Below are 17801 nucleotides of genomic sequence, written 5' to 3'. Positions count from 1 at the left end.
CAGCTGAGGAACATGACCGTGGAAGCCCTCGACGACGCCCGGCCCGACGCCGGCAGCTATGAGGTCCTGCGTGGCCGGCTCGCCCGCGCCGCCGCCGAACTCGCCGACCGCGCGGAGGCGTTGAACACCCGCCGGGTCGCCGAGTTCGGCGGCGGGGAACTGCGGCTCACCGGCACCGGGCGGCTCACCACCGCCCGCACCTGCCTGCCGCAGGACCTCACCGCCGTCGGCGGGCTGCTGCTGCTCGGCACCCGCCCGGCCGAGGTCGCGGACGGCGCCGAGGAGGTCAGCGACCTCCTCGGCCTCCACCGGCCCGACGACCTCTCCCCCACCGGCGGCGCCCTGCTGGACGACCCGCGGCTGCGCCAGGACCTCACCGACCTGCGCCGCTACTTCCGCGACGCCCGGCTGGAACGGCTGCGCCCGGTCGGCGGACGGCTGCTCGCCGTCTTCCGCACCGGCCCGGCCGCCGCCGACGTCCGGGTGCTGCGCTGGCGCCTCGACGACGACGGCGCCACCTACCAGGACGGCCGCGGCGAACGCGACCACGCCCCCGCCGACGGCCAGCAGCTCGACTGGACCCCGCTCACCCGCGACGACCAGCTGCCCGCCGCCCCCGGCACCGCACCGCGCGCCGACCTCGCCGGCGAACTCCACCTCGGCGTGGACGGCGGCCGGCTCACCCTCACCACCCCCGACGGCCGCGAACTGCACCGCGAGCCGCTCGCCGAGGCCCTGCAGACCCTCGCCGACGCCCAGGTCGCCCACGCCCGGCTCGCCACCCTGCTGCTGGTGCGGGTGCGCCCGTACCAGGAGGAGACCGTCCGGCACCTGGTGGTCCACCTGCCCACCGGCCGGGTCACCCGGATCGACGCCCTCGGCCAGGCCTGCCTGCGGCTGCCCGCCGACCAGGGCGTGGCCTTCCCCGGCGGCTGCCACCTCGCCGACGGCACCGTACGCACCTTCGACCAGCCGGTCGACGGCCTCGCGTACGAACGCACCGTCCTCTCCCCCAACGGCGAGGACGTGCTGTACGAGTTCCGCTCCGCCACCGACGGCCGGGCGCTGCTCCAGCCGTACAACTCCGTCCGCCAGGAGGCCGCCGCCCCGCTCGCCTGCCAGGGCTACGCGCTGCTCGACGACGGCACCCTCGTCGCACTGCGCCCGGCCGAGGACGGCCCCACCCGGCTGCACCCCGTCCAGCTCTGGCAGAGCCCCTTCACCAGCGAGCGGCACGCCGCCGAACAGCCGCCCGGCACCGGCCCGCTGGCCCGGATCGGCAACGCCGACCTGGTCCGCGGCCTGGCCGACTGCCTCGCCCTCGCCCGGCTGGCCGCGGCCGGCGCCGACACCCCGGTCGGGCACCACGCCGTGCTCGCCGCCTGCACCCGCACCGCCGACCGGCACCACTGGCTCGGCCAGAGCGGCCTCGGCGACCTCGCCGCACCGCTCGCCGAGATCCGCGACACCGCCCGGCAGGTGATCGCCGAGTACGAGGCGGTCGCCCAGCTCACCGCGCACGCCGCCGCCCGTACCGAGGAGACCGCCGAGCACGTGGAGGGCCTGCTGCGCACCGCGCGCGGCGAGACCCTCGCCGACGCCGCCGAATGGGTCGACCGGCTGGCCGCGCTGCGCCGCGCCCAGGGCCGGGTGGAGGCCCTGCGGGACCTGCCGCGCGCCCGGCCGGAGCGGATCGACGCGCTCGCCGAGCACCTCGCCGAGGGGCTGGCCGAGGCCGCCGACCGGGCCGTCGTCCAACTCGCCGAACCCACCGCCTTCGAGCCGCGCCGGCGCCGGGCCGGTGAGCTGGCCGAGCGCTGCGCCGTGCTGGCGACCGCCGCCGAGGCGGAGCCGCTGGGCCTCGAACTCACCGCGCAGAGCGAGGCGTTGCAGACCGTCTCGGAGCTGGTCGGCACCCTCGACCTCGCCGACGCCACCACCCGCACCGCCATCCTGGACCGGCTCGCCGACGTCCTCGGACTGCTCAACCGGGCCCGCAGCACGCTGACCGTCCGGCGCCGCGAACTGCGCACCCACGAGGCCGCCGCCGAGTTCGCCGCCGAGACCGCGCTGCTCGCCCAGGCCGTCACCGCGGCGCTGGCCGCCGCCGACACGCCCGAGGCCTGCGACGACCGGCTCGGGCGGCTGCTGCTGCGGATCGAGCAGCTGGAGACCCGATTCGCCGACGCCGACCCGGCGCTCGGCGAACAGCTCGCCGAACGCCGCACCGAGGTCCACGACGCCCTCACCGCCCGCCGCCAGCACCTGCTGGCGGAACGGGCCGGCCGGGCCGACCGGCTGGCCGCCTCCGCCGAGCGGATCCTCGACACCCTGCACCGGCGGCTGGCCGCCCTGGGCTCCGCCGCCGAGATCGACGCCGCCCTGGCAGCCGACCCGACGGCCGTCAAACTCCGCGACCTCGCCGGGCAGTTGACCCACCTCGGCGACCGGGTCCGGGCCGAGGAACTGACCGGACGGCTGCGCGCCGCGCGCGGCCGCGCCCACCGGGCGCTGCGCGATCGCGCCGAGCTCGCCGGGGACGGCCCCGGCACCCTGCGGCTGGGCCGCCACCTGTTCGCGGTCACCACCCAGCGCCCCGAACTCACCCTGCTGCCCTGGCGCGGCCGCCCCGCCTTCACCCTCACCGGCACCGACTACCGCGCCCCGGTCACCGACCCGGCCTTCGCCGCCACCGAGCGGTACTGGGACCGGCCGCTGCCCTCCGAGACGCCCGCGCTCTACCGCGCCGAGTACCTGGCCGCGAGCCTGCTGCTGGCCGCCGAGCCGGGGGAACCCGACGGCGACCTGCTGGAGTACGTCCGGCGGGCCGCCGAACGGCGCCCGGACGAGGGCTACCAACGCGGGGTGCACGACCACGACGCCGCGCTGGTGCTCCGCGCCCTGCTCGAACTCCGTTCCGAGGCAGGCCTGTTGCGGCACCCGGCGGCGGCCCGGGCGGCCGCCCAGCTGTACTGGGCGCACGGCACGGACGAACGGCAGCGGCTGGTCTGGCGCACCCGGGCCCGCTCGCTGGACCTCGCCCGGCAGGCGTACGGCGGCGCGGTGCCGGCGCTGGCCGCGCTGGCGGCCGAACTGTCCGGGGCCGTGGCGGAGTTCACCCCGGCCGGATCCAGTCCGGGAGCGACCGGCGCCGGGGACTACCTGGTGGCCGAACTCGCCTCCGCCGCACCGTCCTTCGCCCAGTCGGCCGGGGCCCGCGCCCTTCTGGAGAAGTTCCACGCCACCCCCGAGTCCACCGGACTGACCGAGGCCCTGACCGCCCTGCCCGAGGACCCGTCCCTGCTGCCCGTACGGCACCAACTGGCCATCGCCTGGCTGGAGTCGGCCGCCGCCGACGCCGAACCGGGCGACCTCGCCGAGGCCGCCGCCGTACTGCTCTGCCCGACGCTGCCGCGCCGCCCCGCCGAGGGCGCCATCGGCACCCGGCTGACCGGACTGCTCGGCGACCACCCCCGCCTGCGCGGCGGCGCGCTGGACCTCCGCCTGGACGAACTGCTCGCCCGGGTCCGCGAGTTCGAGGCGGTCGACGCCCCCGGACACCGCACCTACCAGCGGCTGCGCGGTGAGCTGCTGACCGCCGAACACGCCCGGCTGCGACTCGACCAGTACCGGCCCGCGCCGCTCAACGGCTTCGTCCGCAACCGGCTGATCGACCAGGTGTACCTGCCGCTGATCGGCGACAACCTCGCCAAACAGCTCGGCACCGCCGGCCCCGGCGGGCCGGTGGACCGCAGCGGCCTGCTGCTGCTGGTCTCCCCGCCCGGCTACGGCAAGACCACCCTGGTCGAGTACCTCGCCGAGCGGCTCGGCCTGCTGCTGGTCTCGGTCAGCGGCCCGGCCCTCGGCCACCGGGTCACCTCGCTGGACCCGGCCGAGGCCCCCGACGCCGCCGCCCGGCGCGAGCTGGAGAAGCTCAACTTCGCGCTGCACGCCGGCGACAACGTGCTGCTCCACCTGGACGACGTCCAGCACACCTCGCCCGAGTTCCTGCAACGCTTCATCCCGCTGTGCGACGCCCAGCGCCGGATCGACGGCGTCGCGGACGACGGGGCCCGCGAGTGGGACCTGCGCGGCAAGCGCTTCGCCGTGGTGATGGCCGCCAACCCGTACACCGAGTCCGGCCGGCTCTTCCGGCTCCCCGACATGCTCGCCAACCGGGCCGACGTCTGGAACCTCGGCGACGCCGTGGCCGGGCGGGAGGACCTCTTCGCGCTCAGCTTCGTGGAGAACTCCCTGCCCGCCAGCCCCCACCTGGCCCCGCTCGCCACCGCCGAACGGGCCGACCTGGACACCCTGCTCGCCCGCGCCGGCGGCACCCCGGGGGGCATCCTGACCGGCACCTGGCCGGCCGCCGAGGTCGAGCGGATGACCGCCGTCCTGGCCGGGCTGCTCCACCTGCGCGGCACCGTCCTGGCCGTCAACCGCGCCTACCTCGACTCCGCCGCCCAGGACGACCGCGCCCGCACCGAGCCGCCGTTCATGCTCCAGGGCTCCTACCGCAACATGGCCAAGCTCGCCCAGCGCCTCGATCCGGCCCTCACCCGCCCCGAACTCGACGCCCTGCTCACCGACCACTACCGCGCCGAGGCCCAGCCGCTGGGCGCCGACGCGGAGGCCCAGCTCCTGAAACTCGCCGAACTGCGCGGCACCCTGACCACGGAGCAGGCGCAGCGCTGGGAGCGGTTGAAGCACCGGTGGTGCGAGGGGATGTGATGCACGACGGGGCGCCGGAAAGGGGTGCACTTCCGGGGTATGGCCGAGGGGGGTGTAGCTGGCTACACCCCCGGAAGTGAAGCCCCGGCCATTGAGCCGCCCCCACCCCGGGCGGTGGGATGGGGATCATGAACGCCACCGACCTCGCCGTCGAACTCCGCTCCGTCCGCCGGACCTACCGGCGCGGGCCCGAACCCGTCGTCGGGCTCGACGACGTGACCGTCGGGTTCCCCTTCGGCACCTTCACCGCCGTCATGGGGCCGTCCGGGTCCGGCAAGTCGACGCTGCTGCGCGCCGCCGCCGGGCTGGAGGCCGTCGACCGGGGCGAGGTGCGGGTGGACGGTGCCGTCCTCGGCGGGCTGCGGGACAAGGAGCTGACGATCCTGCGTCGGGAGCGGATCGGCTTCGTCTTCCAGTCCTTCAACCTGCTGCCCGCGCTGACCGCGGCGCAGAACGTGGCGCTCCCGGCCAAGCTGTCCGGCCGCCGGCCCGCCGCGGCCGAGGTGGCCGCAGCGCTGGCCGCCGTCGGCCTCGCCGACCGGGCCGGGCACCGGCCGGGCGAGCTCTCCGGCGGCCAGCAGCAGCGGGTCGCCATCGCCCGGGCGCTGATCACCCGCCCGGCGGTGCTGCTCGCCGACGAACCGACCGGCGCCCTGGACACCCGCAGCGGCCGCGAGGTGCTCACCCTGCTGCGCGGGATGGCCGACGACCCCGGCCGCGCGGTGGTGATGGTCACCCACGACCCGGTCGCCGCCTCGTACGCGGACCGGGTGCTCTTCCTCCGGGACGGCCGGCTGGCCGGCTCGCTGGAGCGGCCGACCGCCGAGCAGGTCGCCGCGCGGATGACCGCGCTGGAGACCGGTGCGGTGGGCGCTGCCGCCGGGCAGACCGCCGCCGGGCGGCCCGTCGCCGAGCGGCCCGTCGCCGGGGAGGCCCTCGCATGCTGAGCCTCGCCCTCGCCTCCGTCCGGCTCCGCTGGGCCTCCTTCGTCGGCAGCTTCGTCGCACTGGCCTGCGGCGTCGCCCTGCTGGCCACCTCGATCCTGGTCATCTCCGCCACCGTGGGCGTCCCGGACCAGGGGCGCCAGCGCTTCTCCGAGGCCCCGGTGCTGGTGATCGCCGACCAGAACGTGGACTTCACGCCCGCGAGCGGCGGCGACGTCCAGCCGACCCAGGTCCCCGCCCAGCCGGGCCTGCCCGCCGAACTGCTCGCCGCCGTGGCCGCGACCGGCCGTACGGTCGAGGACCACACCTTCTACGCCCAGCTCGCGGACGGCCCGCGCGGTCAGGTCGGCCGCGCCTGGTCGAGCGCCGCCCTGGGCGGCTACCGGCTGACCGCGGGCACCGCGCCCGCCACCGACGACCAGGTCGTGATCGGTGGCGGCCGACCGGAGCAGATCGGCCGGTCGGTCCGGTTCGTCACCGCCGACGGCCCGCACACCGCGACGGTCTCCGGCGTCACCGAGGCCGAGGCCTTCGAGCACGCCGTCTTCTTCACCGACGCCCGGGCCGCCCGGTTCAGCCCCGCCGTCGGCGCGCTGGCCGCCTTCGGCCCCGCCGACGCCGTACGGCGGGCCGTGGCGGCCAACGGCGGGCCCGGCGTGGCCCGGGTGCTCACCGGCGCCGAGCGCAGCCAGGCCGACCCGCACCACGCCGAGGTGGCCGCCCGGCTGGACGGCGTGCAGACCCCGCTCGGCCTGTCCGCCGCGGTCTCCGGCGGCACCGCGGTGTTCGTGGTGGGCGGCACCTTCGCGCTGTCGATCGCCCAGCGCCGCCGCGAACTCGCCCTGCTGCGGCTGATCGGCGCCACCCGTCGCCAGCTGCGCGCCCTGGTGAACCGGGAGGCGCTGGTGGTCGGCGTGCTGGCCTCCGCCGCCGGGTGCGCGCTGGGCGCGGCCGGGGCGGCGCCGGCCGGCCGCTGGCTGGTCGACCGCGACCTGGTGCCGGACGGGTTCACCGTCCCGGTCACCTGGTGGGGGGTGCTCGTCGCGGGCGCGATCGGGCTGCTGACCGCGATCACCGGCGTGCTGTTCTCCTCGGTGAAGGCCGGCCTGATCAGCCCCGGCGAGGCGCTCGCGGAGGCGGACGCCGAGCGGACCTCGCGCGCCGTCCTGGCGTTCCGCTGGGCGAGCGGCCTGCTGGTGCTCGGCGGCGGGGTCGCCGCCCTCGCCCTGACCGCCCGCAGCTGGCCGGACGCGGCCGCGAGCGTCGCCGACTCGCTCGCCCTGCTGCTGCCGATCGTGGCCGGCTGCGTGCTGCTGGCGGCCGTGCTGGCCGGGCCGGCGATCCGGCTGCTGACGGCGCTGCCCGCGCTGGTGGCCCGGCTGCGCGGCCGGTCCGCCGAGGACGGCGGCGGCATCGTCTGGGCGACCGCCCGGCAGAGCTCCCTGACCGCCTTCCGGCGCACCGCCGCGACCACCACCCCGGTGGTGCTGATCGTCGCCTTCGCCGGGTGCCTGGTCGGCAGCATCGACACCATCAACCGCGCCCAGGTCACCGAGACCCGCACCCAGCTGTCCGCCGCCGACCTGGTGGTCGTACCGGCCGGCACCCCCGGGCTGAGCCGGACCGTGGCGGACCGGGTCCGGGCCGTCCCCGGGGTGCAGGCGGCGGTGATCACCCCGACCTCCGTGCTGGCCCCGGTCGACGGCGGCCAGGCCCTGGTGCCCTTCCGGGCCGCGACGGCGGACCCGGCCGCGCTGGCCGCCGTCGACCGGCTGCCGGTCGTCGCCGGCTCGCTCACCGACCTCGGCCCGGGCTCGGTCGCGCTCAGCCGCACCTGGCCGGGCTCGCCCGCCGTCGGCGAGCGGATCGCCGTCCGACTCGCCGACGGCACCCCGCGGGAGCTGCGGGTCGCCGCCCTGCTGGGCACCGGCGCCGAAGCCGTCCAGGCCTGGGTGGCCGGCCCCGACGCCGTCACCGGCGGGGTCGGCGGCCCGGCCCTGGCCGAGCGGATCGACCTGCGGCTGCTGCCCGGCACCGACCGCGCGCAGACCACCGCCGCCCTGCGGACGGCCGTGGACGGGCTGGGCGCCCGGCTCGCCACGCCGGAGCAGGTCTGGTCGGCCGCCACCGACAGCACCGCGCGGGACTCCTGGAACGCCCTGCTGATGATCCTCGGCCTGGCCATCGGCTACGCGGTGATCACCCTGGCCAACTCGCTGGTGATGACCACCAGCGACCGCCGGCGGGAGCTGTCTCTGCTGCGGCTGGCCGGCGCCACCCGGGGCCAGGTGCTGCGCACGGTGGCGGTCGAGACCCTGCTCTGCGTGGCGGCCGGTGCCCTGCTGGGCGGGCTCGGCACGGCGATCAGCGTCGGCGGCTCCTGGACGGCGCTGACCGCGCTGGTCGGCCCGACGCCCGTGCTGGTGCCGTGGACGGTGATGGGCGTGCTGGCGGCCTGCTGCGCGGCCGTCGCACTCCCGGCGGCGGTCCTCCCGGCCGCCCTGGCCCTGCGCGGCCGCGACGGCAGCGGCATCCTGCGCGGCGCGGCGGCCACGGCCTGAGGCCTCACGGGCCCGGACGGGGCCGGTGACCCCTGGGGGTCACCGGCCCTTCCGCCTCTCCCCGTCAGGCCCCTGCGCGCAGCCCGTCCAGCAGGACGTCGGCGAGCCGTTGCGGCAGGTCGGGGTCGACCGGGCGGTGGCCGAGCACGGCGCGGGTCTGGATCGGGGCGCAGAGCAGTTCCAGGGCGAGGCGGGCGTCGGTGCCGGCCGGGAGTTCACCGCGCTCGACGGCCCGGTGCACGATGACGCCGGCCCGGTCGAGGCGGGTCTGCCAGAAGGCCTGCCAGGACTCGGCGAGGGCCGGGTCGTCGGAGCTGTGCGCGGCCGCGCGGACCACGGCGCGGCCGAGCGGGGTGGCGGTGTAGTCGGCCAGGGCGCGGGCGAAGGCGGCCAGGTCGGTGCGGACGGCTCCGGTGTCGGGGACGGGGATGCCCTCGTCGCTGCCGGTCAGCATGGCATCCAGTGCCAGCTTCTCCCGGCTGCCCCAACGCCGGTACACGGTGGTCTCGTTGACCCCGGCGCGGGCGGCCACGTCGGCGATGCTGAGCCGGGCGAGGCCGCCTTCGGCGAGGGCCTCCATGGCCGCGGCCAGGACGGCCTGGCGCACCCGGGCGGCCCGCCCTCCGGGGCGGCGGCGGATCGGCTCCGACCCCGACCCCGGCCCCGGTTCCTGCTCCTGCTCCTGCTCCTGCTCCTGCTCGGTCATCCGTCGGTCCCCTCGTCCGGTTCGGATGCAGCTTAACGCAGGAGTACTTGCGTTTACGGTCGGCCAGGCGCATAGTCGCTAACGCAAGAGTTCCGGCCTTAAGGGCCGGGACCTCGAGAAACCAGCAGCACGGGAGGCACCACCATGTCCTTCACCTGGCCCCTGGACCCGCAGGACCTGTTCGTCGAGCGCCACCCCCAGATGACCCTCGGCCTGCCCGCCGCCGAGGTGGACGCGGTGCGCGCCGCCGTCACCGAGATGTGGCCCGACCGGCCCGGCGGCTGGGTGCACGAGTGGTCCGCCCTGGCCGCCCGGCACGCCGCGGCCGGACGGCACCGGGAGGCCGCCCAGGCGTACGGCTGGGCCAAGTTCCCCTCGCTGGCCGACGCCCCCAAGCGCACCGCGCTCGCCCGCCAGATCGAGCAGTACGTGCTCGCGGCCCCCGGCTTCCCGGTGGAGTTCGAGCGCCGCACCGTCACCGTCCCGTACCGCGGCGGCATGACCTCCCTGCCCGTCCACCTGATGGCCGCCCCCGGCCTGCCCGCCGACGCGCCGGTGCTGCTGGCCAGCGGCGGGGTGGACTCCTGGAAGGCCGACCTGCACGGCATGTGGGAGCAGCTGGCGCTCGCCCTGCCGGTGCGGCTGCTGCTGTTCGACCTGGCGGGCACCGGCGAGACCGCCCACCTGCCGATGACTCCGGACGGCGGGGCCGAGGTGATCGAGGGCCTGATCGCCTTCGCCCGCACGCTCGCCGGCGGCAGCGGCAGCGGCAGCGGCAGCAGCAACGGCGGCGGCCGGGTCGGCCACTTCGGCATCTCGATGGGCGGCTACTACGCGGCCCGCACCGGCCTGACCGGCGCCGTGGACGCGGCGGTGGTGCTCGGCGGACCGGTGGAGCGGTCCTTCGCTCGCGGCCGCGGCTTCGCCTTCGGCATGGACGGCATCGTCGGCAACGCCCTGGGCTTCGACGCGATGCCGGGCCCGGCGGCCCGCGAGGACGCGTTCGCCGCCTTCGACCTGCGCCCGCTGCTGGACCGGGACGCCAACGGGCCGATGCTGGTGGTCAACGGCGCGGACGACGTGCACGTCCCCCAGCACGACACCCTGGTGTTCACCGGGCGCCGGGACACCCGGGTCGAGCTCGTCCCGGACACCGGCCACTGCGCGATCTCGCGCTTCGGCGAGGCGATGGGGCTGATCGTGCCCTGGCTGCGCGCCACCCTGGTCAGCTGATCACCCCGTCCGACGAGCGTACGAACCCTCCCGGCGGCGCAACCGTCCGTGGCGCCGCCGGGAGGGGCGGCGGGCCCGCGGCTAGCGTGACGGCATGGTCGCCCAGGAACTCGATCTCACCGCGCTGCGCCGGGTGTACGGACGCGCCGGGAGCCGGTGGTTCTACACCCGGGTGGCGCGCAACGCCCGGCACTGGGGGTGGACGGAGCCCGGCCAGTCCAAGTGGCGGCTGTGGCGGGCCCAGCGCCAACTCCAGGACGTGCTCGGACGCAAGCTGGCACTGCCCGCCGGATCGCGGGTGCTGGACGCGGGCTGCGGGGCCGGGGTGGTGGCCCGGGCGATGGCGACCCGCTTCGGTCTGCTGGTCACCGGGGTCGACGTGCTGGACTTCCACCTTGCCGAGGCCCGCCGGCTGAGCGTCCGCGCCGCCCTGGCCGACCGGACCGACTTCCGCTGGGGCGACTACCACGAACTGCCCTTCCCCGACGGGCACTTCGACGGCGCCTACTCGATGGAGACGCTCGTCCACTCCTACCACCCGGCCCGCGCGCTGGCCGAGTTCCACCGGGTGCTGCGCCCGGGCGGGCGGCTGGTGCTGCTCGGCCCGATGAGCACCGGCCCGGTGGACCGACTCCCGCAACCCGCGAGGGCCTTGCTCGAACCGTACCTGGACGCGATGGCGATGACCGGGGCCCTGCTCTACCACGCGGGCAACCTGCCGCAGCTGCTCGCCGGGGCCGGCTTCGAGGTGGAGGAGTCCCTGGACGCGACGCCCTACTACCTGCCGACCACCGAGGCGGTGCACGCGTACTTCCGGCTGCCCTGGGAGCTGCTGCGCCGCCTCGGCAACCCGGCACGCTGGCTCAACCTCCGTTCCACCGTGGAGATGTACGCGCTGCGCGAGCACATCGCCTGGTACGTTCACACCGCCGTCAAGCCACCGAGGTGACCGCCATGGCCGAGCACTCCGCCCCGCTGCCGTACCCGAGCGGCTGGTTCTGCGTGGGCCGCGCGCGTGATCTGCCGCCCGGCCGGGTGCGCACGGCCCGGCTGATGGGCGAGGACGTGGTGCTGTACCGGACGGCCCGGGGGCGGTGCGCGCGATCGGGCCGCACTGTCCGCACCTGGGCGCGCACTTCGGCGCGGGCGGGCGGGTGCGGGGCGAGGAGCTGGTCTGCCCGTTCCACGGCTTCGCCTTCGCCCCGGACGGCTCCTGCTCGGGCTCTCCGGACGGCACCCGGTTCCGCGGCGAGCTGGCGCGGCGCCGGCTGGTCGAGCGGGACGGCGCGCTGTTCGTCTGGCGGGGCGGGGCGGGCGGCGGGCCTGGTGGCGGGCCTGATGACGGGTCGGAGGGTGGCCCGCAGGGCGCCGTGCCCACCTGGGAGCTGCCGCCGGCGGTCGGGGTACGGCCGCTGGCCTGGTGGAGCGGGGAGGTGCTCTCCCATCCGCAGGAGGTGATGGAGAACAGCGTGGACTTCCGGCACGTCTCGGTGCTGCACGGTCTGGACACCCGCGAGACCGCACCGCCGGAGCCGGCCGGCCCGCTGTTCACCGTCCACCAGCGCACCACCACCCGGTTCCCGGGCCTGGGCGCGGTGAGCCTGGACCAGCCGGTGACGCTGGCGGGGCTGGGCATGATGCGACTGACGGCCGAACTGCCGGAGCTGGGCAGCTCGTTGCTGGTGTGGGTGCTGCCGACGCCGCTCGCGCCCTGGCGCACCCTGGTGCGCTTCGCGGTGACCGCCACCGTGCCGGTGCCGGGGGTCGGGGCGGCGCGGGCCGTGGACCGGGCGGCGTCCTGGCTGGCGCTCCAGGCCTCGGTGCGGATCATCAAGCAGGACCGGCCGGTGCTGGCCCACAAGCGGTACCTTGCGCAGCCGCGACTGGTGCCCGGGGAGCGCTCGATCGGGCTGTTCCGGCGCTGGGCGCGGCAGTTCTACCCGGAGGGCTCCGCCGGCGGCGGGGCCGTGGTGCCGGCCGGCGACTCCCGGAGCGGGTCGGGCAGCCCGGGCACCGACCGCCCTTCGGACTGCCACAACCGGGCCAGCTCGGCGTAGATGGGCGCCTCCGGGTCGGGTTCCGGAGGGCGCCCCGCACCGTGCAGGATCGTTTCTTCGGCCGACCAGGGCCAACCGGTCGATGTCACCTCAGAACTACTCACATCCACCCAACGCGCCCCACGCGCACCGGGTCACGCCCACGTCAACCGGGCGGCCCGCGCATCCACCCCGCGCGGGCCGCCTCCGGTGAACGGCCCCTCCGGGGAGCCCTACCGCCGCCGCCCCGCCGCCAGCAGCTCCGCCACCGTCGCCAGCTTCACCCGGGGCCGCCCCTGCGCCGCACCGCGCTCGCGCTCCGCCCGGTCCACCGCGCGCAGCTCCTTCAACCCGACGGCGTCCGGACGGCGCTGCCGCACCAGGCGTTCGAACTCCGCCCGCCCCGCCGGGGGTTCCGGCAGCACCCGGGCCACCGCGTCGTCCAGCAGCGCGTCCACCGTCTCCCGCGCGCAGGCCCGGTTGGCCCCGATCCCGCCGGACGGCCCGCGCTTGGCCCAGCCGACCACGTACGCGCCCGGCAGCGCCCGCCCGGTGGCCGGATCGACGACCCGGCCACCCCGCCGGGCGACCGTCCCGGTCCGCTCGTCGAAGGGCAGCCCCGGCAGCGGCACGCCGCGGTGCCCGATGGAGCGCACCACCAGCCCGGCCCGCAGGGCCTCGCGCTCCCCCGTCGTCCCGTCGGGCTCGCCGTCCTCGGTCAGCCGCGTCCGCTCGACCGTCAGCCCGCCGACCCGGCCGTCCGCCCCGGTCAGCTCCACCGGGGTCGACAGGAAGCGCAGCACGATCCGCCGGCCCGGCCCCGGCTCGGCACCCTCCTCGGTGCTCACCAGCGGCAGACCGGCCAGCAGCGCGGCCCGCGAGTCCGGCGCGGCCGACTCGATCGCCGCCCGCACCTGCGGGTGGTCCTCGACCACCAGCTCGACCCCGGGCAGCCGGCGCAGCGCCAGGAACTCCGGTGCGGTCCAGGCCGCCTGCCCGGGCCCGCGCCGGGCCAGCAGCACGACCTCCCGGACCCGGCTGCGGCGCAGCGCGGCCAGGGCGTGGTCGGCGATGTCGGTGACGGCGAGCCGGTCGGGGTCGGTGAGCAGGATGCGGGCGATGTCCACCGCGACGTTGCCGTTGCCGACCACCACGACCCGCTCGGCGGACAGCTCGACCGCGTCGGCGGGCACCGTCGGGTCGGCGTTGTACCAGCCGACGAAGGCGGTCGCGGGCAGGCTGCCGGGCAGGTCCTCGCCGGGCACGCCGAGCCGCCGGTCGGCGGCCGCGCCGACCGCGTACACCACCGCGTGGTGGTGCGCGGCGAGTTCCTCGTGGGTGACGTCGGTGCCGACCTCCAGGTTCAGGTGCATCCGCAGCCGCGGGTCGTGGAAGACGCTCGCGAAGCTCTCCGCGATCCGCTTGGTGGACTGGTGGTCGGGGGCGACGCCGTGCCGCAGCAGGCCGCCGGTGACCGGCAGCCGGTCGATCATGGTGAGTTCGGCGCTGGTGCAGCGCAGCAGTTCCTGGGCGGTGTACCCGGCGGAGGGCCCGGTGCCGACCACGGCGATCCGCAGGGTGCCGAGTTCGCCCGGCAGGCTGCGCGGGAAGCTGGGCGCACCCCAGGCGTGGTCGTTGGGGTGGTCGCGGTACCAGTCGCGGTTGAGGTCGCCGAAGACGACGTCCGGCCCGCGCAGCCGGTCGACCGGGTACACCGCGTCGACCGGGCAGGCGTCCGCGCAGGCACCGCAGTCGATGCACGCCCGCGGGTCGATGTACAGCATGTCGGTGGTGCCGAACTCCGGTTCCTCCGGGGTCGGGTGGATGCAGTTGACCGGGCAGACGGACACGCACGAGGCGTCGTTGCAGCAGGTCCGGGTGATCGCGTAGGCCATGGCCGGGGTGGGTCCTCGCTGTGGGTGACGGATCGTCAGAGCATGTGCACGCGGCGGTAGATCGCCGCCGACCGGCTGGTGATCAGCCCGGTCTCGGCGAGGAAGGCCATCAGGTGCCGGGAGCTGTTGCGCATCATCGCCTTGCGGTGCTCGTTGCCCTTCACCTCGTCGAGGGCCCGGGCCACGTCCAGCCCGACGGCCTTGTAGACGCCCGGGTGGACCATGCTGCTGACGATGACGTACGCGCCGATCGCGATGCCGGTGGCCGAGGTGCGGCGCCGGGCCGGGCCCGCGTGGCGGACCCGTTCGCGGATCTCCTGCCGGGCGAACTTCATGTGCCGCGACTCCTCGACCACGTGGATCCGGGAGGTGCCGCGGACGATCTCCAGGACGTTCTCGCCGCGCATCCAGTCGCGCTGCATGACGTCCAGCACCTCCTCGGCCACCAGGATGCCGCCGTAGGCGAGTTCGCCCTTGGCGAGCGCCTTGAAGGCGCGCCCGGCCTGGGCGATCACCTTGTTGGGCCGGTAGGCGGGGACGCCCATCTTCTGGCAGGCGCGGGCGAACATGATGGAGTGGCGGCACTCGTCGGCGATCTCGGTGAGCGCGAACTGGAACTCGGCGTTGGCGGGGTTCTTGAGGTACTGGTCGCGGAGCACCATCTGCTGGAGGATCATCTCGAACCAGATGCCGGTGTTCATGATCGAGCAGACCTCGTGCCGGGTGAGCGCGACCCGCTGCCGCTCGGTCATCTCGTCCCACAGCCGGGTGCCGTAGAGGGTGCTCCACTCGGGGTTGAGGCCGTAGTGCTCCTCGGGGAGGGGTGCCTCCCAGTCGATCTCGGTCATCGGGTCGTAGGAGAGGGTGGCGGCCGACTCCAGCAGCCGCTTCGACACGTCGTCGTCGGCCGCCGTGTGGCCGTGTTCCGCTGCCCCGTGGCCGTCGTTCCGGTCCGCCGCCGTCTGCCGGGTGAGAGCCATGGCTGCCTCCTGGTGCCTGCCCCTGCGGGTTCCCGCTCACCCGCCTTATTAGACGGACAGTACAATAAGAGCCGGTCCCCGAGAACCCCCTGCGCAGCGCCGAACCGGCGCGCAGCGGAGGGTGTGCGCCCCCCGGGCGGGCGGGCCACACGGACGTCCGTTCCACACGGGCGTCCGAGACGGCCGTCCGGCATGGACGTCCGACCTGGACGCCCGCCCAGGGAGCCCGGCATGGACGTCCGACACGTACGTCCGTCTTACCCAGGTGTCCGGGACGGACGTCCGTCTTACCCAGGTGTCCGGGACGGACGTCCGTCTTACCCAGGCGTCCGACACGTACGTCCGTCCCAGCCGGGCGCCCTGGACGGACGTACGTCCCATGACGTGTCCGAAACGGACGTACGTCTACACCCGCGCACCGCACGGACGTACGTTCAAGGCCGGCGCCGGTCCTGGGCGTCGAAGCGGACCAGGGCGCGGGCGGCGGGCCGGAGGGCGTCGTGCAGCGCTGACGTGGTGGCGGGCTCCAGGCCGCCGAGGGCGTCGGCGAGTTCGTCGGTGACGTCCTGGGCGATCTCGGCCGCGACCGTGTCCGGGGCCGTGCGCGGACCGAGCTTGCTGACGGCGGCGGCCGCGCGGGTGGGGGTGAGCAGGGCGGAGGCCTGGACCAGCAGCCAGGCGGGGACGCCGGCGGCACCCTCGGGCGGGGGGAGGTAGGGGCGGGCGCCGTCGTAGCGCCCGTCCTCGGCGAAGGCCTTCTGCTTGACCTTGAGCACCGGCCGGGCCGCCGCCCCCGACTCGCGCCATTCGCCGGCGGGTTTGAGGACGTAGCCCTCGGCGAGGTTGTCGGCGAGTTCGGGCAGTCCGAACAGGGCCGGCACCCGGCTGGGGAAGGCGGCGGGCAGGTCCTGGAGGGTGCGCAGCGGGCCACGGGCGAGCAGGGGGGCGCAGCTGAGCCCGGCGGTGTCGGCGGCGGAGCGGAGTTCGCGGTCGGCGAGCCAGCAGCGGCCGTCGGCGGTCTCCACCGTGGCGTCGAAGGGCAGCCAGCGCAGTCCGGGGTCGTACCAGACGCCCGTCTGCACGGGGTCGACGCCGGGGGCGGCGGGCACCCCGGGGTGGGGGTAGCGGCCGCCGGCCAGTTCCCCGTACACGGTGACGACGGCGTCGCCGCCCCGGCCGGCCCGCACCGCCGCCGCGAACCGGCCCGCCGCGACGCGCAGTCGGGGCCAGATCCGGCTGACGCCGAAGAAGGCGTCGAGGTCCTCGTCGCCGAGCAGGTCGCGCCGCTTGGCGGCCCGTACGGTGTCGCCCTCGCAGACCACGGCGAAGTGCGCGCCGTGGACCTTCTCCGCCGCCGTCCACTCCCGGCTGCCGGGCGCGTCGGGGCTCCCCTTCGCGGGGATCTTCGGATAGGGCGTCAGGTCGGACCGGGCGTCGGGCACGAACAGGATCCTCGCCGCAAAGCCCCACCCCCGCAACGGAGATACCCGCCGGGGGCGCCTAACGCTCGCGCCACAGCCCGGCGAGGTGGGCGTGCAGCAGTTCCTCGGCCTCGGCCGTGGTCCGGTGGCCGATGAGGACGTGTCCGGTGAGCCCGTCGGCGAGGGCGAGCAGCGTACGGGCTTCGCGCCGGGGGTCGAGGGTGGGGGCGGCCTCGGCGACGAGCCGGGCGAGCAGCCCCTCCAGGTCGGTGTAACCGGTCCGCAGGTCGGCGGCGAGGGCGGGGTTGACGGCGGCCGCGGCGAGGAAGGCGAGCCAGATCCGGGCTTCGGCGCGGTGTTCCTCGCGCAGCAGCGCGACTTCGCCGACGACGTGGCCGACCGTACTGGCGGCGGACTGGGCGGGGCCGGCGACGAGTCGGCCAAGGGCCCGTTCGGTGACGCGTGCGCCGATGTGGCCGAGGGCGAACCGGAGCATCTCCTCCTTGCTGCGGAAGCAGCGCTGGACGGCACCCATGGAGACCTCGGCGCGGGTCGCGACGTCCCGCAGGGTCACGCCCTCCAGGCCCTGGGCGTCGATCAGCGCGCAGACGGCGTCGGCGATCCGTCGGCGCCGCGCCTCGTGGTCGACCTGCTTGGGCATCCGCCACGCACCTTCCGACTCCGCTTCCGACTCCGCCCGCCTCCGGGTTCCGCCCCGAGGCATTCCGATGCGAGCGTATCGCTTCTGCCGCCGCCGACGCAGCGGCGACCTCCCACCACAGCAGCCCGCACCAGGCCCCGCACCAGGCCCGCGCCGGGCGCGCATCAGGCACACACGGGCAGACTCGCTACTCTTCGTGTCGACTCGCACGCCCTCCGTGAGAGGATCACGCGACGGCACCCCCGAACCCGAGGAGTAGGCATGGCCGACCGCCAGAACGGCACCGTGAAGTGGTTCAACGACGAGAAGGGCTACGGGTTCATCAGCCCGGAGTCCGGCCCCGACCTGTTCGTGCATTTCCGGGCGATCGAGTCGACCGGCTTCAAGTCCCTGGTGGAGGGCCAGAAGGTCTCCTTCGAGGCCGTCCAGGGCCAGAAGGGCATGCAGGCCGACAAGGTCCGGGTCGAGGAGTAGCGACCCCCCGGATCCACCCGCGGGGGGGGGGGGGGGGGGGGGGGGGGGGGGGGGGGGGGGTGGTGGGGGGGGGGGGGGGGGGGGGGGGGGGGGGGGGGGGGGGGGGGGGGGGGGGGGGGGGGGGGGGGGGGGGGGGGGGGGGGGGGGGGGGGGGGG

Annotated in this window: 12 protein-coding genes; 7 read left to right on the top strand and 5 right to left on the bottom strand. The window is 76.1% G+C overall.

The features are described 5' to 3' along the window. Positions 1–12 precede the first annotated feature (12 nt). The 3 genes from ACZ58X_RS35850 to ACZ58X_RS35840 all read left to right on the top strand — a co-directional run bounded on the left by ACZ58X_RS35850 (position 13) and on the right by ACZ58X_RS35840 (position 8239). A complete protein-coding gene (locus ACZ58X_RS35850; protein WP_470337762.1) occupies positions 13–4734 on the top strand; it encodes a DNA repair ATPase in 4722 nt (1573 codons plus the stop codon). A gap of 128 nt (positions 4735–4862) precedes the next feature. Continuing rightward, complete coding sequence (locus ACZ58X_RS35845) at positions 4863–5681, top strand: ABC transporter ATP-binding protein (protein ID WP_470337761.1); 819 nt, start codon at positions 4863–4865, stop codon at positions 5679–5681. Further along, positions 5675–8239, top strand: a complete 2565-nt coding sequence (locus ACZ58X_RS35840; protein WP_470337760.1) for an FtsX-like permease family protein — start codon at positions 5675–5677, stop codon at positions 8237–8239. The genes ACZ58X_RS35845 and ACZ58X_RS35840 overlap by 7 nt, the downstream gene beginning before the upstream one ends. Before the next feature lie 64 nt (positions 8240–8303). Here the strand turns inward: ACZ58X_RS35840 and ACZ58X_RS35835 are convergent, their stop codons facing one another. Next, positions 8304–8945, bottom strand: a complete 642-nt coding sequence (locus tag ACZ58X_RS35835) for a TetR/AcrR family transcriptional regulator (protein ID WP_470337759.1) — start codon at positions 8943–8945, stop codon at positions 8304–8306. A gap of 144 nt (positions 8946–9089) precedes the next feature. On the opposite strand from ACZ58X_RS35835, the gene ACZ58X_RS35830 reads away from it, so the two are divergent. From ACZ58X_RS35830 to ACZ58X_RS35820, 3 genes are all read left to right on the top strand, one after another. Further along, a complete protein-coding gene (locus ACZ58X_RS35830; protein WP_470337758.1) occupies positions 9090–10178 on the top strand; it encodes an alpha/beta fold hydrolase in 1089 nt (362 codons plus the stop codon). Between the two features lie 94 nt (positions 10179–10272). Beyond that, positions 10273–11127, top strand: coding sequence for a methyltransferase domain-containing protein (locus tag ACZ58X_RS35825; RefSeq protein ID WP_470337757.1), 855 nt, complete (start codon positions 10273–10275; stop codon positions 11125–11127). A 145-nt stretch (positions 11128–11272) separates the two neighbouring features. Further along, complete coding sequence (locus ACZ58X_RS35820) at positions 11273–12235, top strand: Rieske 2Fe-2S domain-containing protein (protein ID WP_470337756.1); 963 nt, start codon at positions 11273–11275, stop codon at positions 12233–12235. 212 nt (positions 12236–12447) lie between these two features. On the opposite strand, the gene ACZ58X_RS35815 is transcribed toward ACZ58X_RS35820, so the two are convergent. The 4 genes from ACZ58X_RS35815 to ACZ58X_RS35800 form a co-directional block, all read right to left on the bottom strand. Further along, positions 12448–14109 carry a 4Fe-4S binding protein gene (locus tag ACZ58X_RS35815; RefSeq protein WP_470337755.1) on the bottom strand — a complete coding sequence of 554 codons (1662 nt, stop codon included), beginning with the start codon at positions 14107–14109 and terminating at the stop codon, positions 12448–12450. A gap of 35 nt (positions 14110–14144) precedes the next feature. After that, entirely contained in the window at positions 14145–15089 is a 945-nt protein-coding gene (locus ACZ58X_RS35810) for an AurF N-oxygenase family protein (RefSeq protein WP_470337754.1), read from the bottom strand. Between the two features lie 434 nt (positions 15090–15523). Continuing rightward, positions 15524–16531, bottom strand: coding sequence for an RNA ligase family protein (locus ACZ58X_RS35805; protein WP_470337753.1), 1008 nt, complete (start codon positions 16529–16531; stop codon positions 15524–15526). Between the two features lie 58 nt (positions 16532–16589). Next, a complete protein-coding gene (locus tag ACZ58X_RS35800; protein WP_470337752.1) occupies positions 16590–17171 on the bottom strand; it encodes a TetR/AcrR family transcriptional regulator in 582 nt (193 codons plus the stop codon). Positions 17172–17432: 261 nt separating this feature from the next. On the opposite strand from ACZ58X_RS35800, the gene ACZ58X_RS35795 reads away from it, so the two are divergent. Continuing rightward, on the top strand, positions 17433–17645 hold the full coding sequence (locus tag ACZ58X_RS35795) for a cold-shock protein (protein WP_402484408.1): 213 nt from the start codon (positions 17433–17435) through the stop codon (positions 17643–17645). Positions 17646–17801 lie beyond the last annotated feature (156 nt).

This window comes from Kitasatospora sp. NPDC040550 (assembly GCF_055594965.1).
The sequence above is the reverse complement of the archived record's forward strand: the minus strand, read 5'-3'. Positions and strand labels throughout refer to the sequence as shown.